This window comes from Streptomyces xanthophaeus (assembly GCF_000725805.1).
Taxonomy (GTDB): Bacteria; Actinomycetota; Actinomycetes; order Streptomycetales; family Streptomycetaceae; genus Streptomyces; species Streptomyces xanthophaeus.
In genome coordinates, this window is sequence record NZ_KL647133.1 from 301,865 (window position 1) to 326,567 (window position 24,703).

Genomic DNA, 24,703 nt, shown 5'->3' on the forward strand with positions numbered 1-24,703 from the left:
CGGCAGCGGCAGCGGCATCAGGGCGTCCGCAGCGGGATCAGGGCGCCGGGAGCGCCGCGCGCAGCGACAGCCGCTCGTAGCCGGGGATCAGCACCCCCCGGGCCGGCTTGCGCCCCACGACCTCCAGCCCGGGAAAACCCCGCAGGGCCCCCGTCACCGCCCGTATCTCGGCCATCGCCAGCGGCATCCCCAGGCAGAAGTGCGGCCCGGCGCCGAACCACAGCCGGCGCAGCTCCGCGGGATCGCGCACGCCCTCGCCCGCACCCCCGCCCGCACCCGCACGGGGGCAGCCCGCCGAGTCCCCCGAGCCCGCAGGGGCCGCGGCGGCCGCCCGGTCCGGCGCGAAGGGCCCGTAGGCCCGCGTGCACAGCAGCGTGGCGATGACCACCCGCTCCCCGGCCTGCACCCGGACCCCTCCGAGCCGCCCCGCCCCGGCCGCGCTGCGCAGCATCACGGGAGTGGGGGAGGTGACCCGCAGGGCCTCCTCGATCAGCGCGTCGGTGATCCCCTCGGGCCCCCGGCCGGTGTCATGGGCCAGCGCCACCAGCCGCGGCACGAAGGACACCAGCGTCTCCGTGCCGGTCAGCAGGAACACCCCGACCGCGCCCCGGGCCTCGGCCTCGTCCAGGCCTAGCGCGCGCAGCCGCCCCGGCACGGTGCTCTCGTCGCCAGCCCGGTACGCCGCCACGGCCGCCTCGCTCAGGCGCGCCAGGGCGGCCCGGGCCCGGTCCGCCTGACGCCCGGTCAGCGAGGTGCGCCAGAGCCGGACCCCCGCCACCACCGCGGCGGCCTCGGCGAAGTCGGCCGAGGAGTCGGGCAGCCCCACGAGCTCGCGGATCACCTCGGTGGCGCCCCGGCGCACGACCCGTACGAGGTCCACCTCCCCGCCCGCGGCGAGCCGCTGCTCCAGGGCGGCCAGCGGGGCGCGCAGCACCCGTTCGCAGACGGCCGCCACATGGCCGGGAGTGAACAGTGGGCCGAGCCGCCGTCGCAGCGCCGCGTGCTCGGAGCCCTCCGTGTTGATCAGCACCCGCGGGCCGAGCACCGACGTCCACAGGCCGCCCGCCGCGCCCGGCCCCGTCTTGGTCCAGCGCTCGGGGTCCATGAGCACCTCACGGGCGAGGCGCGCGTCGCTGACCACCACACCGACCCGCGGCACCCGCACCACCGGGCCGCGCGCCCCGGCCGCGCTCAGCAGCCGGTACGCCACGGGATGTGCGGCCGTCTGGACCCGTCGTTCCCAGCGCTCCCACTCGTCCATCGGCGCAGGCTACTGCCGCCGATGGCTTGAAGTGACCCCTGCGGCATGGATCTTGACCTGTCTGCCGCGTATCGAAGCCGAGCCGTGATCGTTTCTTCAGGCGTAACCCCTACATCTGCTGCGGAATCGGGAGGACGCGCGGTGACCGCTTGGCAGTACTTCGCCGGGGCGGGTCTGGTGGCGGCGCTCTGCCCCCTGCACGGCCACGTGGCGGTCGCGGGCGACGGCCATGGCCGGGGGGCCCGGATCGACCTGTGCGTGCCCGCCGGGCAGCCGCGGCCCCCCGGGACCCGTCCGTCGGTCAAGCCCTCGGTCCCGGCCCTCGTGCCCGGGACCGGCGGCCCGACCGTGCACCACCCGGGGGGCACGCCCCGGCCCCCCGGGCCGGCCGCCCCGGCAGCCCGTCCCGTCCCGGCGGCACCCGTCCCGGGCGGACCGGCCGCGGAGCCGGGGGCCGCCGGGGCGGTCGAGGACCACAAGCCCGCGGAGCCCGCACCGGGCCCGGCGGCCGAGCCCGTACGGGCCGCGGCCGAAGCCCCCGAGCGGGCCCTCCCCGCAGCCGCGGTCGCGCGCGTCAGCGCCTTCCACGTGCGTCCGTACCGCTCCGTCGCCGTGGAACGGCGCAACCCGGCCGGCATGTCCACCCTGATGCTCATGGTGGTCGTCACCACCCCCGCCGTCCTCGCAGCCGCCGCGCTGCGGCCCCGCTCCAAGGGCCGCGGCTGACCGGCGCGGCCGACCCGTGCGGGCCGGCCTGCGAGCGGCCTCCGCACGCCCACCACTGACCCACCGCCCCACCGATCCACACCGGGAGAATCCACGTGTCCGAATGGCTGGTCCTGGCCATCGCCATGGCGCTCGTCTGCGCCCTCGTCCTCACCATCACCGCGATCCGGCACCGCCGGGCCGCCGATGACGAGGACACCAGCGAAACCCCCGACGTCATCGAGTACATGACGATGATGGTGGGCGTGGTCTACGCGATCGTGCTCGGTCTGGCCATCGCGGGGGTCTGGGAGGCGCGCGGCGCCGCCGAGGACAGCGTGCGCCGCGAGGCCCAGGCGCTGTACGAGGTCACCCAGCGCGCCGACGTCTATCCGGCCGCCGTGCGCGACCGGATCCGCGGTGAGGTGGACGCCTACGTCTCCCACACCGTGGCCGTGGACTGGCCGCTGCTGACCTCGGGCGAGGGCGCCTCGCCCGAGGGGGCCCAGCTCCTCGGCAAGCTGCGCACCGACGTCACCCACCAGAGCCCGGCCACCGAGCTCCAGGCGCAGGCCTACCAGCCGCTGCTGGACCACATCGCCGCCGCCGACGACGCACGCCACTCGCGGACCCAGAGCTCCGAGTCCACGCTCCCGGGGGTGGTCTGGTTCGGGCTGCTGGTCGGCGGGGTGGTCACGGTCGGCCTGATCTTCACCCTGCAGATCCGCCGGTCGGGCCGGGAGCTTCTGCTGGCCGGGCTGTTCAGCGCGCTGATCGTGTTCCTGCTGTTCATGGTGTGGAGCTTCGACGCCCCCTACGGCCGGGACGGGATCGATTCGGCAGGCCCCTTCCAGGACCTGTTCCCGACCCTGGCGGCGGCCGCCGCCCGCTAGCGGCTGCTGCTGCCCGACGGGGCCACTTCCCGGCGTACGGACGCGACCACCGGGGAGTGGCGCAGGGCGTGCGAGATCCTCAGCAGGTCGCGCGGCCCGTCCGCGGTGTCGAGCACGGTCTCCTCGCTGGCCACGATGACCCGGCCCTCCGGGTCCGCGGAGCGCGCCTGGACGGCGGCCGCGACCATGGCGGCGTCGGCGACCGCGCGGGCGGTCTCCTCGTCGGCCCCGGCCGCGACGGCGCTCGCATAGGCGTCGTCGCGGTGGCGCGTGTCGAAGTAGGGCCCCAGGTGCAGGAAGCCGTCGTGGATGTCGGATTCGCGCTGGATCACGCGCAGCTCGCCGGCGGTCCACCAGGACATCTGGACGGAGGGGGTACCGCTGGGCGCGGAGATCTGCATCTCGTGCCAGAGCGTGCCGAGCCGACGGTAGGTCGTCCAGGTGTGCCAGTTGTCCGAGAGGCGCTGGCAGACGAGGGGGACCACGAAACCGATGGCGCTGATCAGCGCGCCCAGGGAGGCCAGCGGCGGGGCGGCGTAGGTGCTCAGGCCGTCCAGGTCGTTCCCGAGCCAGCGGGCGACGACCGCGGTCATCTTGGTGGCGTCGTAGGTCAGGTTGAAGATGTAGCCGGAGACGATGATCACCAGGCCGACGCGGAGCCAGCCGCGCACCTGGAGCGACCAGCGCCAGCACAGCACGACCATCACGACGGCCGCCACGTGGTGCGCGAGCAGGTAGAGCGTGATCATCATGCCGATGTACGGCGTGTTCGCGTAGTAGGTGTCGAAGTCGCGCAGCCGCTCGACCGGGGTCTCACCGAGGGCGAACAGCGCCACCAGGGCGACGATCACGATGCTGTAGGCCAGGATCCAGCGCCGTGAGATGCGCCTGGTCTCTTCGGGCGGCCCGCCCCGCCAGTTGACCATCAGGACCAGGCAGGACGCGCTGAACGCGGTGATCAGGCAGTACACCAGCGGGGCAGAGACGTTGACGATGCCGGTCCAGCGGTTGACCGCGGCGATGGTCGGCGGCGCGGCGAACGTGAAGACCAGCCCTGCCAGGGTCAGCAGGGCGCAGACCGAGCGCAGCAGCGGGTCGCGCCAGTTGTGCCGCAGGGCCGGCACCTTGAAGGCGAGCGCGATGGCCATCGCGCCTGCCGGTATGTAGTAGTCCTCGCCGTTCAACGGTCGTTCCTGTGCCCCCGGTATCCGAGCGAGGCCTCGATCCGGCCCGCCAACTGGTCACGCTGGGCCGGAGCCCGGTGGCTCGCCGAACCGGCCAGCCACGTCCTGCACCTGCTGCCCAGCAGTAAACCGAAGGTCTCCGCCTCCGTCTCCTCCTGGACGTCCGCGCGCGTGCGCGCTGCCACGCGCCGGACGGTCTCGCCGATGTCCGCCTCGTCGGTCAGCAGCCGCGCGGCGACGGCGGCGCCGTCGACGTGGTGGCTGCAGTGGCCCGCCTTCATGTGCCACAGCTCGTGGCCGAGGATCACCAGCTGGTGGTCCGGAGCGGTGCGCTCCTCGATGACCACCAGGTCGCGGTCGGCCATGTCGAGCCACAGCCCGCTGGCCGTGCCCGGCGGGAACGCGGCCATCCGGAAGTCCACCCTGCGGCCACGGTGTCTGCTCATGCCCTCGCAGAGGGCAGCGTAGAGGTCCACGGGTTCCACGGGGGCGGTCAGCCGGATGCCGGCCACCAGCTCCCCGCACAACCGCCGCTGCTCTCTGCCTATGCTCACCGTTCTCCCCGTCGGCGCGGATCCGGACCAGGACTCAAGGATCAGACCCAGACTTTCGACTGGGTCAGGATTCGTTCGGTTTTACGCTTTCGAGGAGCATGTCCAGCCATTCGGTCACCTTGTCCCGGTGCTTGTCGCTGGGCAGTTGTGCGGCGCGCCAGGCGATGCCCCGCACTCCGTGGTTCTGGAGAAGTCTTGCCAGCGGATCGCCTGCCGAAGCGGCCGAGGCCGGTACGGTTTCCCGCGCGCGGCCAGCGAAGTCCTGAAGCAGCTGTTGCTCGGTCCGCTGGAGCGCGTCGGTCAGGGCGTCGGCGTCGTGGGCGGTGAGGAACCCCGCGTGGACGCCGAAGAACCGCTGGATCGCGTCGCAGTGTTCCATGGTGGGCCGACGGTCGCCGTTGATCAGCGCCCCGGCCTGCTGGCGTGACATGCCCGCGCCGTCGGCGATCTCCTGCTGCGTGTAGCGGCGCCCGTTGGACTTGACCCGGGTGCGCCGCAGCAGGTCGAGGCGCTGGAGGAAACGGGCCTGCAGATCGGGTTCGCCGGCCGGCCGTCCTTCCAGCAGGGTCCTGACCACGTCCGTGGGGACGCCGGAGGCCTCCGAGAGCCGCCGCAGGTCGAAGACCTGGTTCAGTTCGCGGCCCATCTTGCCCGCGAGTTCGGCAACCCGTGTGACGGTGGCTGCCAAGGGTGCGTTGGCCACCGCGACGGGAGCCGGGAAGCCGTCTGTCACCAGTGGTTCTCCTAGATCGCGCGAGGTCGGTACGGGCACGTGTCGGCCACTGGAATCTATCCGCTCCGCCTCCGGAGGACCAGAACTTGCCACAGCTGTGGCGGGAATGAGCTGTCGGCAGGCTGGAATTGCCACAATAGTTGACACTCGAATGAAGTCGGTAGCAGGATCGCCACAGGAAATGAAGATCCAGACCGTGAGGAGGGGGAGCCCTCGGTGCCACATCTCGCAGCGGTGGGCCCGTCCGATGGCCTCGCCCGAGCCGACGGGGAGCGCCTGGCGGGCGATGAGTCGGCACGCGGCGCCGTGCGGTCGGAGCGACGCAAGGAGATTTTGCGCCAGCGCCGCGAAGAACTGGGCTTGAGCCAGGAAGACATCGCCGCACGGCTGCGCATCAGCGTGCGGGCGTACGGGAACTGGGAACGGGGCCTGGTCAAGGAGTGGACTGACCGCAAGCTGCTCGCCCTGGCCGAGGCCTTGGAGATGAGCGAGCGGCAGTGCTTCTGGCTCTTCCGCGTCATGGTGGACCGCGACCCGCCGCTCACCTGGCGGGCCTCGGAGGACGGCCGGCTCCCCGAGGACCCGGCCCAGCGCGACTACTTGTGCGACTACGCCGCACTCATGGAGGCGGTGCCCTACCCGAGCTTCCTGGTGGACCACCGCTGGGACGTCGCGCTGACCAATTCGGCCTTCGACCAGCTCTTCCAGTCCGTACGGCCGCACCCCACGGCGCTGCCGGACGACAACTTCCTGCGCTTCGTACTGTTCCACCCGGACGCCGCGGCGGTCCTGGAGGACCACGAGCCGGCCTGGTGCGTGCCCCTGCTCGCCCAGTTCGCCAACGCGCTGGCCGGAGCCCCGGAGGACGAGGGGCTGCGCAGCATCCGCCAGGAGGTGGCCCGTGACCCGTTCATGGAGGCGGCCTACCGGTACGGGGTGCCGCACTGGCTGAGCACGCACGGGGCCGAGGCCGCCGAACAGGACGGGGCGGTGCGCACCGTGCGCCACCCCGACCCGAGGTACGGGCTGGTGCGCTGCCGGATGGTGGCCGAAAGCAGCAGGATGCTGGGTGAGATGGGGCTGACCCGGATCACCCTGATCCTCTCCGCGCCGCAGGGCGTGCCCGTGGGCCCGGTCCGTGGCGGCGGCTTCGCCCCGCCGCAGGGCGCCCGGCTGCGAGCCGTGCCGCCGCTCGGCGAGTAACCGACCGGGGCAGACTGGTACCCCGCCGCCCGTGTGCGGCGGGGATGCCACGGATCGTGGCACCGGCGCGGAGCGGTGACGGCGAAGGGCGGTTGGACGTGCGGCTGACGATCCTCGGAGGGGGCGGCTTCCGGGTCCCGCTCGTCTACGGAGCCCTGCTCGCGGACCGTGCCGAAGGCCGGGTGACCCGGGTGACCCTGTACGACGAGGACCCCGCGCGGCTCGGTGCCATGGCCCGGGTCCTCGCCGGCCAGGCGGCTGCCGCCGGGCTGCCGGACGCCCCGGCCGTGACGGCCACCGGCGACCTCGACGAGGCCCTGCGCGGCGCCGACTTCGTCTTCTCCGCCATCCGCGTCGGAGGTCTGGACGGGCGCGCCGCGGACGAGCGGGTCGCCCTGGCCGAAGGAGTGCTGGGCCAGGAGACGGTCGGCGCGGGCGGGATCGCGTACGGCCTGCGGACCGTGCCGGTGGCGCGCGCCCTCGCGCGGCGGATCGCCAGGGTGGCTCCCGAGGCCTGGGTCATCAACTTCACCAACCCGGCCGGCCTGGTGACCGAGGCGATGGCCGAGGAACTCGGGGAACGGGTCATCGGCATCTGCGACTCGCCCGTGGGGCTGGGCCGGCGCGTCGCGCGGCTGCTGGGTGCCCGGCCGCAGGAGGCATGGATCGACTACGTCGGCCTCAACCACCTGGGCTGGGTGCGCGGGCTGCGCATCGGCGGCCGCGACGAGCTGCCCCGGCTGCTGGCGGACACCGAGGCGCTGGAGTCCTTCGAGGAGGGCAGGCTCTTCGGAGCGGAGTGGCTCCGCTCGCTCGGTGCGATCCCGAACGAGTACCTGCACTACTACTACTTCAACCGCGACACGGTACGGGCCTACCAGGAGGCGAAGCAGACCCGCGGCGCGTTCCTGCGCGACCAGCAGCGCGGCTTCTACGCCGAGGCCGGCCGCGACGGCCTGCCCCCCGGGGCGGCGCTCGCCGCCTGGGACCGGACCAGGGCCGAGCGCGAGGCCACGTACATGGCCGAGAACCGCGAGGCGGCAGGGGCCGGCGAGCGCGAGGAGAGCGACCTGGAGTCGGGCGGCTACGAGAAGGTCGCGCTGGCCCTGATGCGGGCCATCTCCCGCGACGAGCGGGCCACGCTCATCCTCAACGTCCGCAACCGCTCCACGCTGTCCGTGCTCGACGACGAGGCCGTCATCGAGGTCCCCTGCCTGGTCGACGCGAACGGCGCCCATCCGGTGTCCGTCGCCCCGCTCCCGCTGCACGCCGTGGGGCTGGTGACGGCCGTCAAGGCGGTCGAACGGGAGGTCCTGGCGGCCGCGGCGAGCGGCGCCCGGGCGGACGCGGTGAAGGCCTTCGCACTGCACCCGCTGGTCGACTCGGTCGCCGTGGCCCGCCGCCTGGTCGACGGCTACGCGCAGGCCCATCCGGGCCTGGCCCACCTGCGCTGAACCCCGGCGGCCGCGGCGGTCCGAGCCGCCCCGGTGGCCGCGGCCGTCCCGGGGGCCCGGCCCCGGCGGGGTCCCCCGTCCGGCCCAGTGCGCATGCGGCCGGGCGGGGGCGCTGTGAGAGTGCGAGATGTGACCACTGCCAGCGCCGACGCCCCCGCCGCCCCGCGAGCGGCGCCCCCCGTGCTCGACCGGCGGCGGCGCAACGTCATCTTCGGCACGATCATGCTCGGCGTGCTGCTGGCCGCCCTCGACCAGACCATCGTGGGCACCGCCCTGCCCACGATCGTGGCGGACCTCGGCGGCGGCGACCACATGTCGTGGGTGGTGACCGCCTACCTCCTCGCGGAGACCGTCGCGACGGTGCTCGTCGGCAAGTTCGGTGACGTCTTCGGCCGAAAACTGATCTTCCAGCTGTCGGCGATCATCTTCATCAGCGGCTCCTTCCTGTGCGGGTTCGCGAGCAACATGACCCTCCTGATCGTGTGGCGGGGCGTCCAGGGCATCGGCGCCGGCGGCCTGATGGTCACCGCCATGGCACTGATCGCCGATGTGGTGCCGCTGCGCGAACGGGGCAAGTACCAGGGCGCGATCGGCGCCGTCTTCGGCGTGGCCACCGTCATCGGGCCGCTGCTGGGCGGGCTGTTCACCGACTCCCTGAGCTGGCGCTGGTGCTTCTACGTCAACGTGCCCATCGCCATCCTGGTCGTGATCGCGGCCGCCCGCACGATCCCCTCGGTACGGGCCTCGGGCAAGACCGTGATCGACTACCTCGGCATCGCCCTGGTCTCGGCCGGCGCGAGCGCCCTGATCCTGGGCACGAGCTGGGGCGGCAACGAGTACGCCTGGACCTCCGGGGTGATCATCGGCCTGTTCACGGGCGGGGTGCTCGCCCTGGCGGCGTTCTGCGTGGTGGAGTCCCGGGCCGCCGAACCGATGCTCCCGATGCGGCTGTTCGGCAACCCCGTCTTCACGGTCTGCTCCGTACTGAGCTTCGTCGTCGGCTTCGCCATGCTCGGCGCGATGACCTTCCTGCCGACCTACCTCCAGTACGTGGACGGGGACTCGGCCACCGTGTCGGGCGTACGGACCCTGCCGATGGTCATCGGCCTGCTGATCGCCTCGGTCTACAGCGGCAACGCCACCAGCAAGACGGGCCGCTACCGGATCTTCCCCATCGTGGGCTGCGCGGTGATGGGCATCGGCCTCTACCTGCTGTCGCTGATGGGGCCGGGAACCAGCACCTGGCTGGAATCCCTGTACATGTTCGTGCTGGGCACCGGGATCGGCCTGTGCATGCAGGTGCTGACCATCGCCGTGCAGAACACCGTCGACTACGCCGACCTCGGCACCGCCACCTCCGGCGTCACCTTCTTCCGCACCCTCGGCAGCGCCTTCGGGACCGCCGTCTTCGGCACCATCTACGCCAACACCCTGGGGCCCGGCCTGGAAACGGCCGTGGCCGAGGCGTCCCGGGCCACCGGGGCCGACCCCGCGGAGCTGGGCGCGGCCGCGCAGAGCCCGCAGGGCGTGCACGGGATGGACCCGGAGGCGGCCGCGCCGGTGATCGCGGCGTACGCGGACGCCCTGCAGACGGTGTTCCTGTGGACGGTGCCGGTGGCCGTGGTCGGCTTCGTCGTGGCGCTCTTCCTCAAGCAGGTCAAGCTGCGCGACAGCGCCCGGGCCGGGTCGACGGACATGGGCGACGGCTTCGCCTCGCCCGCCACGGCCTCCGGGGACTCCGCCAAGCTGCTGGAGCTGGCCGTCGGCAAACTCGTACGGAACATGGGGCCGGAAACGGCGCGCGGGATCGTCGCCGCCTCGGACACGCGGCTCGACATCGCGGGGGCGTGGGCGGTGATGCAGGTGGAGCTGCTGACGCGCACCGTGGGCCACGCCAGCCTGGGCGTGATCGCCTCACGGCGCTCGCTACCGCCAGAGGTGCTGCTGCCGGTCTTCGACCGGATGGTGGACGAGGGCTACCTGACCCGCGCGGACGCCTTCCTCACGCTCACCGTGGCGGGGGAGCGGGAGGCGGCGACGATCTCGCAGGCCTGGGCGCAGTGGCTCGGGGACCAGCTGGAGAAGGACCGCGGACGGCCTCGGAGCGCCGAACTGCGGGTGGCGGCGGACGCGATCGCCAAACGCCTCCTGGCGGAGGACCTACGCGACGGCAACTTCGCCCCCAGGCGGTCCCTGCCGGGCTAGGGCGGGGGGCGATGATGTGCGGGTGTTCTACGAAGACCTCAGCGCGTACGACTATCGGGACGAGGACGAGTTCACGGACAGGGAGTCCGGCTTCTACGCCCTCTGGTACCGACCGGCGTACACCCGTCTGAACATCGGCTGGCTGGAAGCCGGCGAGCCGTACTCGACCGGGGCGGTCCCCACGGCGTTCGTGGAGAAGCTGAAGGCCGTTCAGAAGGTCCAGTGGATGAACGTCTGCCTCGGCTGGCACGAGTGCGACCTGTGTCCTGAGGACCACGCACCGGAAGGAAACGGGGAGGTGCGGATTCCGGGCGGGCCCGGCGTCGCTTTCGCCGCTCCGTTCCTGATCACGCACTACGTCACCGCCCACGGCTACCGACCGCCGCAGGCCTTCATGGATGCCGTTCTCGCCGTCGATGTCGACGCGTGGGCCTCCACACGGTGGCCCGACGTCCCCTTTCCCTGGGTTCCGGACGACGCGGAACGCATCCTGGAGTAGAGGCGGGCGATGCTCACGTGGGCAGCCCTGGCCAGAGCCTGGGCCAGTGCCAGTGCCAGTGCCAGGGCCAGGGCCGGGCGGGCCGGCTGGGCCCGGCCGTGCGGGCCCCGGCCCGGACGGGATCAGAGGGGCTGGTTCCGGGACGGTGCGGTCGGGTAGGCGTACGTGGCCGAGGTCGGGCGCGGCAGCGTCGTGAGGTCCGGTCGCCAGGCGCGCAGGACGGCCGCCGAGGGGCTGTACAGGGCCGCCGGGATCTCGGCCGGGGCGAACCACTCCCACCGGACGATCTTGTGCGGCTCGGTGACGGCCGGCACGCCCTCGGCCGTGGTGGTCACGGCGGCCGCCGTCAGCCGGGTCGTGCCGGCCTTGGCGTCGATCTGCACGGAGAGCACCCGGATCCCCTCGGGCGACACCCGCAGGTCCGTCTCCTCGGCGAGCTCCCGGGCGGCGGCCCGCTCGAAGTCCTCCCCGGGGTCGACCTTGCCGCCCGGCAGCTCCCAGCGGCCGTCGTGCGCCTGGCCGAGCAGCACCCGGCCGTCCGGGCCCACCACGACCAGCCCGACGCCGACGACGGCATTGGGCCGGGGCGTGACCCGTTCGGGGCGTTCCTGGCGTCCGGGATCCTCGTCGTTCCGGTCGGGAGTGGTCATGGCCGTCCTTCCGTCGAGGGGCCGGGCCGGGCCCGTACGTGGATCCTCTCGCCCTGCGGCCCGAAGAGGCTGAGGAACTCCGCGGGCTGCTGACCCGCGTTGAAGAAGGCGTGCGGGGTACGCGTGTCGAATTCGGCGGCCTCCCCGGGACCCAGCACCAGGTCGTGCTCGCCGAGCAGCAGCCGGACCCGCCCCGAGAGCACGTACAGCCATTCGTAGCCCTCGTGCACCCGCAGCTCGGGCAGCTGTCCCTCATGCGGTGGGAGGATCATCTTGAAGGCGCTCACCCCGACGCCGGAACTGCGCGTCAGCGGCACGTACGTGGAACCGTGCCGGACGAACGGGCGCGGGCGGATGCGCGGATCCCCCGTCTCCGGCGCCCCGACCAGCTCGTCCAGGGCCACCCGGTGCGCCTTGGCCAGCGGCAGCAGCAGTTCCAGCGTCGGGCGCCGCTGCCCGGACTCCAGCCGGGACAGGGTGGAGAGCGAGATCCCGGTGGACTCGCTGAGCTGCGCCAGCGTCGTGCCGCGCTGCCGGCGCAGCGCGCGCAGCCGCGGCCCGACGGCGGTGAGCACACCCGCTATCTCTTCGTCCTGCTCCTGGGCGGCCATGACTCCATTTGCTGCTTCGGCAACATGATTTGTCAAGGGAGCCCCCGTAGGCGGACCCTCGCCGGCATGGACGACAACGAGATGGCGAACCGGTTCGACGTGGTGGTCGTGGGCGGCGGGGCCGCCGGACTGGCCGGGGCGCTGACCCTGGTCCGGGCCCGGCGTTCGGTGCTGGTACTCGACTCGGGCACCCCGCGCAACGCCCCCGCCGCGCACCTGCACGGCTACCTCGGCCACGACGGCCACAGCCCGGCCGCGCTGCTGGCCGAGGGCCGCGCGGAGGTGGCCGGCTACGGCGGGGAGATCCGGCAGGGCACGGCCGTCGCCGCCGACCCGCTGCCCGGGGGCGGCTTCCTGGTCCGCTGCGGGGACGGGTCCACGGTGCGGGCCCGCAGGCTGCTGGTCGCGACCGGGCTGGTGGACGAGCTCCCCGGGCTGCCGGGGCTGCGGGAGCGCTGGGGGCAGGACGTGCTCCACTGCCCGTACTGCCACGGCTGGGAGGTCCGCGACGAGCCGCTCGCCGTACTGGCCACCGGGCCCCTCGCCGTGCACCAGGCGCAGCTGTGGCGGAATTGGAGCGAGCGGGTCACCCTGCTGGCCCACACCCGGCGGCTCACCGTGCAGGACCGGGAACTGCTGGCCGCCCTGGGCGTGGCGGTGGCCGAGGGCGAGGTGACCGGCCTGGCCGTCGGGGAGGAAGGGCTCACCGGGGTGACGCTGGCCGACGGGACCTCCGTGGCGTGCCGGGCGCTGGTGGTGGCGCCCCGGTTCGCCGCCCGCTCGGGCGTGCTGACGAGCCTGGGCCTGCCGGCCGTCGCCGTGGAGCGGGACGGCCACGCGATCGGCACCTGCGTCCCCTCCGATCCGGCGACCGGGGCCACCGCGCTGGCGGGGGTCTGGGTTGCGGGCAACGTGACGGCGCCGACGGAGCAGATCGCGGGAGCGGCGGCCCAGGGCCTGAAGGCGGCCGTCGCGATCAACACCGACCTGATCGAGGAGGAGGCCCGGCGGGCGGTCGAGGCACACCGTGCGAGCGCGGGCGCGGGCGCGGGGACGGGGGCGGCGCGCCGGGAGTGACCGGGGCCGGAAGGCGCCGGAGCGGGCCGGAGTGGCCCGGAGCTGGCCGGAGCGGGCCGGAAGGGGCGGCTGACCGGCACGGGACGGCGTCCGGTGCGGTATCGGGGTGCGGTATCGGACAGTTGTGCGGGTTTCGGGCCGCCCTCGTCCGCGCAGGCTCTGGGCGGTCTGATCGTCGTACCGTTCGGCGGTCCCACGGCTCGGGGGGCGTTCCACATGACACATGTGCTGGTCATCGGTGGCGGGATCGGCGGGCTGGCCACGGCCCTGCTCGCGGCACGGCAGGGGCACACGGCCGAACTGTTCGAACGCGACCCCCGGGCCCCGGGCACCGCCCTCGACCGGGACTTCTTCGGCTGGCGCCGCCCGTCCGTACCGCAGGCCACCCAGCCGCACGTGCTGCTCGGGGCCGCGCGCGCGGTCCTGCGGTCGGAACTGCCCGATGTCCACGAGGAGATGCTGCGCCTCGGGGCGTGCGAACGGCACGAGCTCGACTGGTTCGACGTACGGCCGCCCGCCCGGCCCGGAGACGAGGACCTCGTGATGATCCAGGCCCGGCGGATCGTGCTGGAGAGCGCCCTGGCCTCGGCGGTGCGCGCCGAACCGGGTGTCGTGGCGCGGTACGGGCAGCCGGTCACCGGCCTGACCACGGCACCCGCGCCAGCACCCGGGACCGGGGCCGGGGCCGGGGCTGAGGTCCGGGTGACGGGAGTGACGACCGAGGCCGGGCGTCACGAGGGGGACCTCGTCGTGGACGCGGGCGGGCGGCGCGGCGGTGTCGAGCGCTGGCTGGCCGCCGCGGGCTGCCGTCCCCCCGTCGTGGAACGGCACCGCACGGGGCTGGCGTACTTCTGCCGCTGGTACCGGCTGCCCGACGGCATGGCGGAAGGGCCGCGCCGCCCGTGGGCGGTCACCGGCGGGACCTTCGCCGCATGTGCGGTCTTCCCGGCCGACAACCGGGTGTTCGCCGTGACCCTGATCGTCCACACCGGGGACAGCACCCGCACCGCCCTGCGCGACCCCTCCGTCTTCGAGGCCGCCGCCCGCTGCTTCCCTCCCGGCGCGGCCTGGCTGGAGCTGGGCGCCGAACCGCTGTCCGGGGTGGTGGCCACCGCGGGCCTGGACAACCGGTGGAGCGCCCTCGTCGACGAGCGGGGCCCGGTGGTGTCCGGTCTGGTGCCGGTCGGGGACGCCATCACGCACACCAACCCGACCCTGGGCCAGGGCACTTCGCTCGCGCTGTGGGCCGCGCGCAGGGTGGCGCGTACGGCCCACCGGGACCCGGGCTCGGAGCTGTTCGCCGCGGACCACCACGCCTGGGCGGTCCGCACGCTGAAGCCGTGGTTCGACTTCCAGGTGGTCGTGGACGCCGCCGTGGGCGAGCGCTTCGCGACCGGCGCAGCCCGGACGGGTGCGTCGCGCGAGCAGGCGGCGCTGTTCGACTGCGCGCTGGAGGACCCCGAGGTGATGCGGGCACGGGCCAGGGTCCGGCACCTGGCGGACACGCCGGACCGGGCGTACGCGGACCCGGAGGTCCGGGCCCGTGTGGCGCGCTGGCTGGCGGCGCGCCCGCAGTACGCGCCGAACGCGGCGGGGCCGGACCGGGTGGTGTGGGAGAAGCTGACCTGCCCGGAGGGCCAGGACCCGCAAGGCTCAGGAGACCGCGAAGGCCAGGCTTCGTGAGGTCAGGGGGCGGGGGAGGGGAGAAGGCGAGAACCACACACGTCCGCCCGGGTGCCCTACGGGTCCTGCGTACCCTTCCCGCCCAACACCTCGTCCAGGTCGTAGCCGACCACCACCTCGAGCTGGGCGTAGGTGCAGCTCTCGGGGGTGCGGTCGGGCCGCCAGCGGCGGAACTGGGCGGTGTGCCGGAAGCGGTCGCCCTCCATGTGGTCGTACTTCACCTCGCAGACCCGTTCCGGGCGCAGCGGGACCCAGGACAGGTCCTTCTTCCCGGTCCAGCGGCTCTGTGCGCCCGGCAGCCGGGCGCTCCCGTGGGCCTCCTCCTCGGCCCAGGCCGCCCAGGGGTGCCCCGTGGCGTCGGCCATCCGGAGCGGGTCGAGTTCCTCGACGAGTTCGGCCCGGCGCTTCATGGGGAAGGCGGCGCACACCCCCACGTGCTGGAGGGCGCCGCTGTCGTCGTAGAGGCCGAGGAGCAGCGATCCGACAATCGGACCGCTCTTGTGGAAACGGAAACCTGCGACGACGGCGTCCGCCGTACGCTCGTGCTTGATCTTGAACATGAGCCGGGCATCGGGCCGGTAGGGCAGATCGAGCGGTTTCGCGATCACCCCGTCGAGCCCGGCGCCCTCGAACCGCTCGAACCACTCCTGCGCGAGCGCGGGGTCGGTGGTCGCGGGCGCGAGATGGACGGGGGGCCGAGCAGTGGAAAGGGCTTGGACGAGGGCGGCGCGCCGGTCGGTGAGCGGCGTGTCGAGGAGCGAATCGTCGCCGAGTGCGAGCAGATCGAAGGCGACGAAGCTGGCGGGGGTCTTCTCGGCGAGGAGGGTGACGCGGGACTGCGCGGGATGGATGCGCTCGGTCAGCCGGTCGAAGTCGAGGCGCCCGCCATGAGCGATCACGATCTCGCCGTCCACGACGCAACGGGCCGGCAGATTCTCCTTCAGGGCCGTCACCAGCTCGGGGAAGTACCTGGTCAGGCTCTTCCCGGTGCGGCTGCCGATCTCCACCTCGTCGCCGTCGCGGTGGACGACGGCGCGGAAGCCGTCCCACTTGGCCTCGTACTGCATCCCGGGCGGGATCTTCGCCACGGCTTTGGCGAGCATCGGCTTCACGGGCGGCATCACCGGTAGATCCATGCCTTCGATTCTGCGGTGGTACGTCCGGGCCCGCCCGGTATGCGCGCCCGGCCGGGCCCGCCTACGGTGGCGCTCATGGGTGCTGCCGGAAATGCGATCGAGCTGGAGGCGGGCGGGCGGAAGGTACGGCTGTCCAGCCCGGACAAGGTGTACTTCCCGGAGCGCGGCCTCACCAAGAGGGACGTGGCCGAGTACTACCTCGCCGTCGCGGAGGGCATCACGCGCGCCCTGCGCAACCGCCCCACGACCCTGGAGCGCTTCCCCGACGGGGTGGAGGGCGAGTCCTTCTTCCAGAAGCGGGCGCCGAAGAACCTTCCCGACTGGATCCCGACGGCCCACATCGCCTTCCCGAGCGGCCGCACGGCCGACGAGATCTGCCCGACCGAGCCCGCGGCCGTCCTGTGGGCCGCCAATCTGGGCTGTCTCACCTTCCACCCCTGGCCGGTGCGCCGAGACGACACCGACCGGCCCGATGAACTGCGCATCGACCTGGACCCGCAGCCGGGCACCGACTACCACCACGCGGTGGCGGCGGCGCACGAACTGCGGGCCCTGCTGGAGGAACTGGGCCTGCGGGGCTGGCCCAAGACCTCGGGCGGCCGCGGGCTACACGTCTTCGTGCCGATCGCACCGCGCTGGACCTTCACCGAGGTCCGTCGGTGCGCGATCGCCCTCGGCCGCGAACTGGAACGCCGGATGCCGGGCAAGGTCACGACGGCCTGGTGGAAGGAGGAGCGCGGCGAGCGGATCTTCGTCGACTACAACCAGACGGCCCGCGACCGCACGATCGCCTCCGCCTACTCGGTCCGCCCCCGCCCACACGCCCCGGTGTCGGCCCCGCTGCGCTGGGACGAGGTGGACGACGCGGAGCCGCGGGACTTCGACATCGTGACGATGCCGGCGCGCTTCGCCGAACTGGGCGACCTGCACGCCGACATGGACGAGCACGCCTTCACCCTGGACGCCGTCCTGGAACTCGCCGACCGCGACGAGCACGACCACGGCCTGGGAGACATGCCCTACCCGCCGGACTACCCGAAGATGCCGGGCGAACCCAAGCGCGTCCAGCCGAGCCGCGCAAAGCACGAGGACTGACCACCGCACGGATCCCAGAAATCCGCTCGGGCTGCGGCCGAGCGCCGTGCAAGGATCTTCCGGTCCCGCTACGAGTACCTGCGCCGAGAACGCCCGGCCGACTTCACGATGAGCCGCGCCGAATACGGCAAGGGCTTCTACTCCTGACCGGTCCCTCGCGGCCTGGTGGCGAGCGCACCACAGCCACAGAGCCTCCGAAAACCCGATTGCCGGCCCGCGGAGGCCGCTGCTAGCTTTCGGGAGGCCGTGCGAGAGAACGAGGAGGTGGTACCCGTGAACCTGTTGACATGGGTGCTCTCCTCCGGGGTCACGGTCGGGCGATAAGTCGTCCGGGAGCGCCGTACATGAGCCCTCCCGAAAGGCACGACCATGCACTTCACTTCCGAGCAGCGCCTCGACGACGGCGTCCTCGAGCGCGAATTCACCCTCGGCGAGATCCCCGGCATCCTGTGGACGCCCGCATCCGCATCCGCACCGGCGCCGCTGATCCTGATCGGCCACCCTCCCCTCGGACTGCGCAGGATGTACCCCCGGCTGGCGGGGCGGGCCCGGTACTACGCGGCGGAGTACGGCTGGGCCGCGGCCACCATCGAGCTCCCCGGCAGCGGTGACCGGCCCCGTTGGGCCGCCGCCGAGCAGGCCCGCGCCGACCTGCGCCGGGTGATGGAGGCCGGCGAGCCGGTCAGCGACGAGATCGTGGACGCCCTCATCCTCCCGCTGGTCGAAAAGGCGGTCCCGGAATGGCAGACCGCCCTGGACGCGCTCCTTGCGCTGCCCGAGACCGGCGGCCCGGTCGGGTTCGAGGGCGGAGTGATCTCCATCGGCGTCCGCCTGGCAGCCGTCGAGCCGCGCATCGCGGTCGCCGGCTTCTTCGCCGGGAGTTTCATCCCCGCCGCCATCTTCGAGGAGGCCCGCCAGGTCACCATTCCGCTGCGGGTCCTCTTGCAGTGGGACGACGAAGGCAACGACCGGCAGGCGGCCCTCGACCTGTTCGACGCCTTCGGCTCCAAGGAGAAGTCCCTGCACGCCAACCTCGGTGGGCACACCGGTGTCCCGCAGTCCGAAATGGAGGACGGAGCCCGGTTCTTCGCCCGGCACCTGAAGTGAGCCCGGGCCGTCGGTCCGGCCGCCGCCGGTGAGCGGCGTCGGCCATGATGCCGTCATCGAGGACAGGCCGTCCCAGCCCTCCTCGATGACGGCGCCAGGTCCGACTGCATCCTTTGGCCTACTGCGCTTTCGGCCCTGCGGAGGACGTTGTTGCGGCGCTGCCGCGAGAGGGTTGATCCGTGCGAACAACCATCGGATACACCGTCGAAAGCATCGGCTACGTCGTAGGAGCCCAAGGGCTCGTCAGCTTCGCTTCGCAGACCTTCTTCGGAACGGAGTGGGGCTGGATGCACAAGGTCGTCGACCTTCCGTCCACCGCCTACCTCGGCGTCGTGGTCGTGGGGCTGGCGCTCATCGTCGGCGGGATGAAGACGCGGAAGACGCCCCGGCGCCCGGAGGTCGCGTGACGCTCAGCGCCTCCGTCTGCGGATCAGGCACGCAGCCAGATCCGTAGCGGACCGATGGGCTCGAAGCCGTGGCGAACGGCGGCCGCCAGGTCCTGCCCGTGCTCGTAGCCGACCACGGGCAGCGTGGGGAAGAGCCGGTTCGCGGCGTCCAGTACGACCGGCCAGGCCACGTCAGGGCCGCCGTCCAGCGCGAAGACGTTGGTGATGCCTACCACGGGGCCGCTACGTCTCGCCACCGCGCCGGCCAGCACCCTGCCGTGGGCAGAGCGTCCGGCGAGCACGAACGTGTCGGGGTCGTCGAGCAGTGCAGGCCGGAAGAGGCCCGAGTTGCCGTCCCCGTCAGCCCAGGCGAGCGCCCAGGCGTGCAGCGTGTCCGGGTGGCTCACCACGCCCCAGCTCAGATCTGACGCGATGGCGGGTGCGCACGCGGGGCGGTGGATCCACTGCGCCTCGAACAGCACCCGGAACCCGGCGCCCGTCAGGTCGAGGTCGGCGAAGCTGTCCTTGACGGAGGCGCCCGGCGCGGTGTCGATGCGGGCGGCCAGCGCGGCCGGATCGGCGCCCGGGACCAGCGTCACAGCGTCGGGGTAGTACAGCGGCGTACGGGACGGCGCGGCCCAGGCCTGCGGCCCGAACCGGCCCGCCACCCCGTGCGTTCGGCTCATCGCCGCGCACCACTCGGCGTTGTTGTACGCGGCGGCACGGACCAGGGACTGCTTCGGTACGGACACGAAGGCGGATCATGGCCCGCCCCGGCTCTGCCTGTCGAAGGGTTTTCCGTTGCCCGCAAGGCGGACGCGCTCCGCTGACCGGTTCGAAGCCCCGCCGTCGCTACTCGGCCGTGAGGTTGCTCGGCTTCTCACCTTGGTACGGCAACCAGCGATAGCCGGGCCGGAACGGGACGAAGTCGTCGCCCAGGCCCAGGTCGTCGTGGAGCTCTTCGCAGAGGACGAGCCCGTGAAGAGTGCCATCGGCCAGTTCCTCGGACCACTCCCTCTTGAGTTCAGCGGGGTCCAGCAACGACTCGGGATCCCAGCCGACCAGCGCAGCGACGTATCCGTCGAACGTGGCGAGCAGGCCGTAAAGCTGGTGTCCCAGCTCGGTGAGCTCAGCTGCCGAGAGTTGGAATCTTGGGAGGCTTCCGTCGAGTGCGACGCCCCAGCCGACGGCCAGCGGGAGGACGGAGAGTTGGATGTGGGGGCCTGTGGTGCTCAGTATCGGCCGGTGGAGGGGGATGCGATGGGTGCCTGCGCGAAGCGCCCATGGCTCGGTGTCGGTGAGGGCGGCCTTCCGGGCCGCCTCGGTGTTGTTGCCGAAGTTCACTACGAGTTCGAAGCAGATTGCCACGTCGCGCTTCCCTTCTCAGCTTCCTGCCCGCTGTCGGGGGCATGGCCGGCCACAGCCGGTCAGCCTATGTACCCGCCGCCGTTGGAGGTGGCTGTCGACAGGCGCGACCGGTCGTTGCCGACCTGGCGGTTGGCGTGACAGGGCGGAGTGCAGCCGTCCCAGAATTAGCACGAACGATCGTGCTAATATCTCCCCATCGCACTTCCCTTCCCCTGTCATCTGGGCACCCTGAGAAGATCCGGAGAACCGGGCATGTCTCCCATGGCTTCACTCCTGAGCGCCACCCTCAACACCGCCGCCCGGATCGCGCCGGGGACCGCCGGGCGCGCGGCCTTCGGTCTGTTCGTCCGGCCCCTCGGGCGTGCGCGGTTGCGGCCCGCGGAGGCCGCGGTGTTCGCGCAGGCCGAGACCGGACGGCTGGTCGTACGTGGCGTACCCGTGACCACGTACCGATGGGGCGATGGCGAGCGGCCCGTCCTGCTGGTGCACGGCTGGTCCTCGCGCGCCTCGCGGTTCGCCGGCTTCGTCGAAGCGCTGCGGGCCGAGGGCCGCAGTGTGGTCGCCTTCGACGCCCCCGGCAACGGGGAGTCCGGCGGGAAGGCCTCCACGATCCTCGACTACCGCGCCATCATTCATGAACTCCACGCGGAGCACGGCGATTTCTCCGCCGTCATCGCCCATTCCTTCGGCGTGCTCGCCACCGTCTTCGTCCTGCGGGACGGGGTGCGGGCCGACCGGATCGTCGGCATCGGGGCCGTCGCCGACTTCGACTACCTGACGGACGGGTTCGCGTCCCGGCTCGGCCTCACCGCAAGGGTCAAGGCCGCCCTGCGCGGCCACGTGGAGAACCGGCTCTTCCCCGGGGAGGCCGACATCTGGCAGCGGCTCGACGCCCGCAGGCGCCCTGGCACCGAAGGGCCGACAGCACCGATCCTCCTCATCCACGACACGGACGACGACGTCGCCGCCCCGGACCAGTCCCGCGCCCTCGCGGCCGCCTACGGCGCCCAGGCCCGCCTCGTCGAGACCACCGGGCTGGGGCACCGGCGCGTACTGGCCGACCCGGAAGTCATCGCGGCGGCCGTCGGGTTCGTCACCGAGCCCGTGGCGGCGGTCGGCTGACGGCTACCGAGTCAGTTCGTCCGGATCGGCCGCCGCCGCGCGCAGCCGGGCGAGGATGCCGCGGCCGGCCCGCTCGTACGCCGAAGGGTCGTCGTGCAGGACGGAATGCGCGTTGGCCAGTTCCATCAGCGCGATGAACTCGAAGGCGAGTTGCGGCACCTCCGCCGGGTCGGCCCCGGCACGGAAACCGCCTGCCTGCCGAGCCTCGTCGAGGACCCGCTCCACGTAACGCGTCCAGTCGGAGCGGGCCTTGGCGATCTCGTCGCGTACGGGGCCGGGGCGCGCGTCGAACTCCGCGGACACGCCGTAGAAGAAGCAGCCGCCGGGGAAGGTCCGCCCGCGGGAGTAGTCGAGCCAGAGCTCGCACAGGCGCCACACCTTGGCGAGACCGGCGGGATCCTCGCGCACGGGCCGCACCACTTGCGCGACGAACACCTCCACGGCGGCCCGTACGGTGGCCAGCTGGAGATCCTCCTTGGAGCCGAAGAGGGCGAAGACGCCGCTCTTGCTCAGCCCGAGGTCCGCGGCGATCTTCCCCAGGGACAGCCCCTCCAGGCCGTCCACGGAAGCCGTGCGCACCGTCCTTTCGAGAACGGCTCGCCGCGTCTGGTTCCCGCGCTCCACGCGTCCGTCTGCCATGAGGGCATCTTACCGAACGCACGGTCGTTCACTCTGTGGGCGGCGTTGTCAGTGGCGGGTGCGATGCTCGATGGGCAGTGCCTCTGTGGTGGGGCGGGGTGCGGTGTTGATCAGGCGTTGATAGGACGTCCATCCGTGGCGGTCAGGATCTCCGGCATGTCGATGAACAGTGCTTCCACCACCACCGCCCCCGCCTGGTACGACCTCGCGCTCTGCGCCCAGACGGGCCCGGGCTTCTTCTTCCCGGAGCCCGGCTCGTCCCTCCGGGACGCGAAGCGGCTGTGCGGGGCGTGCGAGGGTCGGGCGGCGTGCCTGGAATACGCCCTGGCCAATGACGAGCGCTTCGGCGTCTGGGGCGGCCTTTCGGAATCCGAGCGCCTCGCCCTGCGTCCCCGCGGCTGATCAGGTCCGAGTCGCCTTCCCGCTCCGCCGCACGAGCCCGACCCGCAGGGCGAGGTCGAAGCCGTCGCCGCCGCATTCCTCCCGCCGCGGAACATGGGGCACGACCCGCACGGGGTAGTGCCCCCCGACGGGCGAAACGACCCCACCGAAGCGGGGGTCCCCCGCGAACCAGATCCGGCCCGGGGTGCCGTCTTCCCGCTCGGCCAGATCCATGGGGAACGGGATGGTGCGGAACGTGGCCGTGAAGTTCTCGCGGAACGGGACGAGGATGGTTGCGGGGCTCCCGGTCGCCCTCGCAGGCTGCTGACAGGGCAGTTCGCGCCATGGGTAGGCCTGGAGCACGCCAGCCACCCGCCGCCTCCGCGCGTAGGCGATGGCCACCCAGGGCAGGAGGGGCGACACGAGCATCGTGATCAGAGCGCACGCGACCCCGGCATGCGGCACGAGGCCGACGCAGGCAAAGGTTGCCAGGGGAGGGACACCGAGACTGAGCACCCATACGGCGCGACGGACCACCAGCCGCTGGTACCCGACAGCCGTCGGCGGGTGGTCCCAGGCGACTTTGGTGAGCGCGAGACTCATCGGAGCAACTCCTGGATGCGCGAGGTCCCGGCAGACGTCGGCTTGCTGGGTGCAGGATCGGCGAAGCTCATGGTGTGAACGATCGCCTCGAGGATGTCTGTGTACGCGTCAGCGTGCTGGGTTGAGGCACTGGTCAAGTCGAGGACCAGCAGATGGATCCCGTCTGCGTGAGCGGTGGCGGCTCTGGCCTGGAACAACTCCCTTTCCAGGCCGGGGACGGAAATGACCCCGGAGATCAAGTAGCACGGGAGCGCTGACGGCAGTTCGATGAACCGCCGGTGCGAGCTTCTCCACAGAGTGGCGCGGGCGATGGACAGAGCTGTTCGTGCCACGGAGAGCCGAGGGTTGGGCTGCTCCAGACGCTGGGTAGTCAGCGAGAACAGGGCGGTGGTGACGCTGCCGGGCGCATCCGGGTGAAAGCAGATGGACGTGTGGACGACGTCATGTCCGGACAGTTGGTCGAGGCCGTCCATGAGCTGGGCCAACTCCCGCTGGGCGTCAGGGCTGCCCAGAGCCTCGGCCATGCCGTCCAAGAGCTCTCTGTCGGTGAGACCGATGTCGTGGAATCCAGGAGGCAGCCGGAACCAGACTGGGGGCAGCGCGTGGTGACTCGTCACGGCCTCAGCACCGTCCAGATATGGCTTGTTTTTGCGACGGCTGAGGGTGTGTCGTCCAGAACGCCCCGTGCGCCGTCCACTGCGGTGGTGCTGTGCTCGAGTGTCTCATCGTCACTTGCATAGTCGAGTCCGGCGGTGGCCGCCCCGGCCCCCACCACGGCCACTCCCACCCGGTCCCTGGTGGATTGTGTAGATGACCGCAGAGCCCAGCCTGTGAGTGGACTCTCCATCTGCCGTAGGTCGTCGGCGGTACTCCATGCGGTTTGCCTGAAGGCGGTGGTTCCGGGTGCAAGCGCCGAGAGCGCACTGCTCTCTGGGGCTGCGGCCATCGCTGCACGGGCGGCGGCCGTGCCGGCTTTGGCTCCAGAGGCCACAGCTGCCAAGCCCGGGACAGTGCCGGCGGTGTCACCGAGGAGGGTCACGCCGCTCTTCCAGAAGTCCGCGTCGAACTCGCCCTTGGTGAAGCCGTCGGACAGGGACTTGCGGAACTTCGGGTCAGCGGTGTGCGTTGCCAAGGCGGCCAGGGAGAGGCCGCTGCCGACGAGCATGATCGCGAGCCCGGCCGGCGGGCAAGCGAGGGCCACCAGGGCACCCACGAACCCCAGGACCGCTGACGCGTTCGACAGGGCGTCGCCCGGGTCGTCTGTGATCTTGTGCCAGATCGAGGCGAGGACGCCCGGTTCCTTCGGGGCCAGGCGGGCGGCCGTGGCGTTCAGGGTGTCTGCCACGCGGCGGGCCGCCGACCGGTGTTCCTCGGCGAGTTCGCGGGCCAGGCGGCGGGTGTCCGACAGGGAGTCCTCCGTCTTGGCCGCGGCGGCCAGGGTGGCGTAGCGGGCCGCCAGGGCGCGGTGGGCGACCAGGGTGTCGTGCCACGAGGTGAGCCGGCGCGCGGCCTCCGCCAGGGAGGTGTGCGCCGAGCCCAGGTAGCGCGGGAGGTCGTCCGACAGGGCGGCGCGGAAGGCGGTGGCGGCCTCGCCCTGCCAGGCCGAGCTCTGCGAGACGAGGGCGTTGACCACGCGGGCGGCCTCGCCGAGGGAGGCGGCCGACGCGGCCAGTTTCTTGGTGAGGGCCAGGACCGCTGCGGGATTGCCGGGCGCGGGGTCGAAGCCCAGGGCGGTGTGTTCAGGCACGGGGGTCGGCCGCCGCCCGGCGGAAGGCCTCGCGGACGGCCGCCTCGAGCTCCGCGTACTGCGCCGCGCTGCGGTCCACGCCCTCCCGTACGCGCTTGACGCGTTTGGTCAGCTCCCGCGCGCCGTGGGCCCAACGGTCCTGGAAGCCGTCACAGGCGGCGTCGAGGTCCGCGGTGCCGAGCTGGTCGGCCCTTACGTGGTCCAGTGCCCGCCGGGCCTCGCGCAGCGAGACCAGGGCGGAGTCGAGGGCACGTGTCAGGCGGGTCAGCTGGTCGATGTCCACCCGGAGCGAGGTCATGACGCGAAACCCTGGCAGAGCGCGGCTCTGCCAGGGCAATCGGCGTCACTCGGGCGAGCGAGCGGAAACCGGTCAGGCCTGAGGGCGGGTCCGAGGGCGGGTCCGACGT

The 24,703-nt window shown here is 72.5% G+C and carries 27 protein-coding genes; 13 read left to right on the forward strand and 14 right to left on the reverse strand.

Features of this window, described 5'->3' with window-relative positions; translation table 11 throughout:
* Positions 1-37: 37 nt before the first annotated feature.
* Complete coding sequence (locus tag IO30_RS46535) at positions 38-1,261, reverse strand: cytochrome P450 family protein (RefSeq protein WP_031149520.1); 1,224 nt, start codon at positions 1,259-1,261, stop codon at positions 38-40.
* Positions 1,262-1,402: 141 nt separating this feature from the next.
* Here IO30_RS46535 and IO30_RS47765 point away from each other — a divergent pair, with 141 nt between their 5' ends.
* Together IO30_RS47765 and IO30_RS0133935 are read left to right on the forward strand one after the other, a co-directional pair.
* Entirely contained in the window at positions 1,403-1,987 is a 585-nt protein-coding gene (locus IO30_RS47765) for a hypothetical protein (protein ID WP_031149522.1), read from the forward strand.
* Between the two features lie 95 nt (positions 1,988-2,082).
* Positions 2,083-2,859 (forward strand): bestrophin-like domain, encoded by a 777-nt coding sequence (locus IO30_RS0133935; protein ID WP_031149523.1) that lies wholly within the window; start codon positions 2,083-2,085, stop codon positions 2,857-2,859.
* On the opposite strand, the gene IO30_RS0133940 is transcribed toward IO30_RS0133935, so the two are convergent.
* From IO30_RS0133940 to IO30_RS0133950, 3 genes are all read right to left on the reverse strand, one after another.
* A complete protein-coding gene (locus tag IO30_RS0133940; protein WP_031149524.1) occupies positions 2,856-4,043 on the reverse strand; it encodes an MAB_1171c family putative transporter in 1,188 nt (395 codons plus the stop codon). The two genes, IO30_RS0133935 and IO30_RS0133940, sit on opposite strands and share 4 nt — an antisense overlap.
* Positions 4,040-4,597 (reverse strand): hypothetical protein, encoded by a 558-nt coding sequence (locus IO30_RS0133945; protein WP_031149525.1) that lies wholly within the window; start codon positions 4,595-4,597, stop codon positions 4,040-4,042. The genes IO30_RS0133940 and IO30_RS0133945 overlap by 4 nt, the downstream gene beginning before the upstream one ends.
* A 64-nt stretch (positions 4,598-4,661) precedes the next feature.
* Entirely contained in the window at positions 4,662-5,330 is a 669-nt protein-coding gene (locus tag IO30_RS0133950; protein WP_031149526.1) for a helix-turn-helix domain-containing protein, read from the reverse strand.
* A gap of 306 nt (positions 5,331-5,636) precedes the next feature.
* Between IO30_RS0133950 and IO30_RS0133955 the strand changes: the two genes are divergently transcribed.
* The 4 genes from IO30_RS0133955 to IO30_RS0133970 all read left to right on the forward strand — a co-directional run bounded on the left by IO30_RS0133955 (position 5,637) and on the right by IO30_RS0133970 (position 10,691).
* On the forward strand, positions 5,637-6,533 hold the full coding sequence (locus IO30_RS0133955; protein WP_267886456.1) for a helix-turn-helix domain-containing protein: 897 nt from the start codon (positions 5,637-5,639) through the stop codon (positions 6,531-6,533).
* A gap of 98 nt (positions 6,534-6,631) precedes the next feature.
* Complete coding sequence (locus IO30_RS0133960) at positions 6,632-7,987, forward strand: 6-phospho-beta-glucosidase (protein WP_031149528.1); 1,356 nt, start codon at positions 6,632-6,634, stop codon at positions 7,985-7,987.
* A gap of 93 nt (positions 7,988-8,080) precedes the next feature.
* Complete coding sequence (locus IO30_RS0133965; protein WP_031149529.1) at positions 8,081-10,192, forward strand: MDR family MFS transporter; 2,112 nt, start codon at positions 8,081-8,083, stop codon at positions 10,190-10,192.
* Positions 10,193-10,214: 22 nt separating this feature from the next.
* Positions 10,215-10,691 (forward strand): DUF7919 family protein, encoded by a 477-nt coding sequence (locus tag IO30_RS0133970; RefSeq protein WP_031149530.1) that lies wholly within the window; start codon positions 10,215-10,217, stop codon positions 10,689-10,691.
* 122 nt (positions 10,692-10,813) lie between these two features.
* Here IO30_RS0133970 and IO30_RS0133975 read toward each other — a convergent pair whose 3' ends face one another.
* Both IO30_RS0133975 and IO30_RS0133980 read right to left on the reverse strand, forming a co-directional pair.
* Positions 10,814-11,341 (reverse strand): nucleotide triphosphate diphosphatase NUDT15, encoded by a 528-nt coding sequence (locus tag IO30_RS0133975; RefSeq protein ID WP_051859177.1) that lies wholly within the window; start codon positions 11,339-11,341, stop codon positions 10,814-10,816.
* Positions 11,338-11,952 (reverse strand): helix-turn-helix domain-containing protein, encoded by a 615-nt coding sequence (locus tag IO30_RS0133980; protein ID WP_031149532.1) that lies wholly within the window; start codon positions 11,950-11,952, stop codon positions 11,338-11,340. The genes IO30_RS0133975 and IO30_RS0133980 overlap by 4 nt, the downstream gene beginning before the upstream one ends.
* Positions 11,953-12,018: 66 nt before the next feature.
* Between IO30_RS0133980 and IO30_RS0133985 the strand changes: the two genes are divergently transcribed.
* The gene (locus IO30_RS0133985; protein WP_051902766.1) at positions 12,019-13,029 is read left to right on the forward strand and encodes an NAD(P)/FAD-dependent oxidoreductase; all 1,011 of its coding nucleotides are present in this window, start codon (positions 12,019-12,021) and stop codon (positions 13,027-13,029) included.
* Positions 13,030-13,245: 216 nt separating this feature from the next.
* Entirely contained in the window at positions 13,246-14,712 is a 1,467-nt protein-coding gene (locus IO30_RS0133990) for an NAD(P)/FAD-dependent oxidoreductase (protein ID WP_051859179.1), read from the forward strand.
* 56 nt (positions 14,713-14,768) lie between these two features.
* Here IO30_RS0133990 and IO30_RS0133995 read toward each other — a convergent pair whose 3' ends face one another.
* Positions 14,769-15,848: an ATP-dependent DNA ligase gene (locus IO30_RS0133995; RefSeq protein ID WP_031149535.1), complete on the reverse strand. Its 1,080-nt coding sequence runs from the start codon at positions 15,846-15,848 to the stop codon at positions 14,769-14,771.
* Positions 15,849-15,923: 75 nt separating this feature from the next.
* On the opposite strand from IO30_RS0133995, the gene ligD reads away from it, so the two are divergent.
* The 3 genes from ligD to IO30_RS0134010 all read left to right on the forward strand — a co-directional run bounded on the left by ligD (position 15,924) and on the right by IO30_RS0134010 (position 18,457).
* Positions 15,924-16,943, forward strand: coding sequence for a non-homologous end-joining DNA ligase (gene ligD, locus IO30_RS0134000; protein WP_031149536.1), 1,020 nt, complete (start codon positions 15,924-15,926; stop codon positions 16,941-16,943).
* 369 nt (positions 16,944-17,312) lie between these two features.
* Positions 17,313-18,050: a dienelactone hydrolase family protein gene (locus IO30_RS0134005; protein WP_031149537.1), complete on the forward strand. Its 738-nt coding sequence runs from the start codon at positions 17,313-17,315 to the stop codon at positions 18,048-18,050.
* Between the two features lie 179 nt (positions 18,051-18,229).
* Positions 18,230-18,457 carry a hypothetical protein gene (locus tag IO30_RS0134010; RefSeq protein ID WP_031149538.1) on the forward strand — a complete coding sequence of 76 codons (228 nt, stop codon included), beginning with the start codon at positions 18,230-18,232 and terminating at the stop codon, positions 18,455-18,457.
* Positions 18,458-18,480: 23 nt separating this feature from the next.
* Here IO30_RS0134010 and IO30_RS0134015 read toward each other — a convergent pair whose 3' ends face one another.
* Both IO30_RS0134015 and IO30_RS0134020 read right to left on the reverse strand, forming a co-directional pair.
* A complete protein-coding gene (locus IO30_RS0134015) occupies positions 18,481-19,122 on the reverse strand; it encodes a hypothetical protein (protein WP_373316517.1) in 642 nt (213 codons plus the stop codon).
* A gap of 166 nt (positions 19,123-19,288) precedes the next feature.
* On the reverse strand, positions 19,289-19,804 hold the full coding sequence (locus IO30_RS0134020) for a hypothetical protein (RefSeq protein ID WP_031149540.1): 516 nt from the start codon (positions 19,802-19,804) through the stop codon (positions 19,289-19,291).
* 261 nt (positions 19,805-20,065) lie between these two features.
* On the opposite strand from IO30_RS0134020, the gene IO30_RS0134025 reads away from it, so the two are divergent.
* Entirely contained in the window at positions 20,066-20,926 is an 861-nt protein-coding gene (locus tag IO30_RS0134025) for an alpha/beta hydrolase (protein WP_051902767.1), read from the forward strand.
* A 3-nt stretch (positions 20,927-20,929) separates the two neighbouring features.
* Here the strand turns inward: IO30_RS0134025 and IO30_RS0134030 are convergent, their stop codons facing one another.
* A complete protein-coding gene (locus IO30_RS0134030; RefSeq protein ID WP_031149542.1) occupies positions 20,930-21,565 on the reverse strand; it encodes a TetR/AcrR family transcriptional regulator in 636 nt (211 codons plus the stop codon).
* A 156-nt stretch (positions 21,566-21,721) separates the two neighbouring features.
* Between IO30_RS0134030 and IO30_RS0134035 the strand changes: the two genes are divergently transcribed.
* Entirely contained in the window at positions 21,722-21,967 is a 246-nt protein-coding gene (locus tag IO30_RS0134035; protein WP_031149543.1) for a WhiB family transcriptional regulator, read from the forward strand.
* Here IO30_RS0134035 and IO30_RS0134040 read toward each other — a convergent pair whose 3' ends face one another.
* Genes IO30_RS0134040 through IO30_RS0134055 form a run of 4 tightly spaced genes read right to left on the reverse strand, consistent with a single transcriptional unit; the run spans position 21,968 to position 24,594 of the window.
* Entirely contained in the window at positions 21,968-22,549 is a 582-nt protein-coding gene (locus tag IO30_RS0134040; protein WP_031149544.1) for a hypothetical protein, read from the reverse strand.
* On the reverse strand, positions 22,546-23,166 hold the full coding sequence (locus IO30_RS0134045) for a hypothetical protein (RefSeq protein ID WP_031149545.1): 621 nt from the start codon (positions 23,164-23,166) through the stop codon (positions 22,546-22,548). Before IO30_RS0134045 ends, IO30_RS0134040 begins: the two co-directional genes overlap by 4 nt.
* Positions 23,163-24,296, reverse strand: a complete 1,134-nt coding sequence (locus IO30_RS0134050; protein WP_031149546.1) for a hypothetical protein — start codon at positions 24,294-24,296, stop codon at positions 23,163-23,165. The genes IO30_RS0134045 and IO30_RS0134050 overlap by 4 nt, the downstream gene beginning before the upstream one ends.
* Positions 24,289-24,594, reverse strand: coding sequence for a hypothetical protein (locus IO30_RS0134055; RefSeq protein ID WP_031149547.1), 306 nt, complete (start codon positions 24,592-24,594; stop codon positions 24,289-24,291). Before IO30_RS0134055 ends, IO30_RS0134050 begins: the two co-directional genes overlap by 8 nt.
* Positions 24,595-24,703: the final 109 nt, after the last annotated feature.

Bases quoted from the DNA above. Each gene is read 5' to 3' on its own strand.
- IO30_RS0133985 (WP_051902766.1), top strand. From the start codon at position 12,019: ATGGACGACAACGAGATGGCGAACCGGTTCGACGTGGTGGTCGTGGGC.
- IO30_RS0133975 (WP_051859177.1), bottom strand. From the start codon at position 11,341: ATGACCACTCCCGACCGGAACGACGAGGATCCCGGACGCCAGGAACGC.
- IO30_RS0134040 (WP_031149544.1), bottom strand. From the start codon at position 22,549: ATGAGTCTCGCGCTCACCAAAGTCGCCTGGGACCACCCGCCGACGGCT.
- ligD (WP_031149536.1), top strand. From the start codon at position 15,924: ATGGGTGCTGCCGGAAATGCGATCGAGCTGGAGGCGGGCGGGCGGAAG.
- IO30_RS46535 (WP_031149520.1), bottom strand. From the start codon at position 1,261: ATGGACGAGTGGGAGCGCTGGGAACGACGGGTCCAGACGGCCGCACAT.
- IO30_RS0133965 (WP_031149529.1), top strand. From the start codon at position 8,081: ATGCGGCCGGGCGGGGGCGCTGTGAGAGTGCGAGATGTGACCACTGCC.
- IO30_RS0133990 (WP_051859179.1), top strand. From the start codon at position 13,246: ATGACACATGTGCTGGTCATCGGTGGCGGGATCGGCGGGCTGGCCACG.
- IO30_RS0134015 (WP_373316517.1), bottom strand. From the start codon at position 19,122: ATGAGCCGAACGCACGGGGTGGCGGGCCGGTTCGGGCCGCAGGCCTGG.
- IO30_RS0134025 (WP_051902767.1), top strand. From the start codon at position 20,066: ATGGCTTCACTCCTGAGCGCCACCCTCAACACCGCCGCCCGGATCGCG.
- IO30_RS0133995 (WP_031149535.1), bottom strand. From the start codon at position 15,848: ATGGATCTACCGGTGATGCCGCCCGTGAAGCCGATGCTCGCCAAAGCC.
- IO30_RS0133980 (WP_031149532.1), bottom strand. From the start codon at position 11,952: ATGGCCGCCCAGGAGCAGGACGAAGAGATAGCGGGTGTGCTCACCGCC.
- IO30_RS0134055 (WP_031149547.1), bottom strand. From the start codon at position 24,594: ATGACCTCGCTCCGGGTGGACATCGACCAGCTGACCCGCCTGACACGT.
- IO30_RS0134005 (WP_031149537.1), top strand. From the start codon at position 17,313: ATGCACTTCACTTCCGAGCAGCGCCTCGACGACGGCGTCCTCGAGCGC.
- IO30_RS0134035 (WP_031149543.1), top strand. From the start codon at position 21,722: ATGTCGATGAACAGTGCTTCCACCACCACCGCCCCCGCCTGGTACGAC.
- IO30_RS0134030 (WP_031149542.1), bottom strand. From the start codon at position 21,565: ATGGCAGACGGACGCGTGGAGCGCGGGAACCAGACGCGGCGAGCCGTT.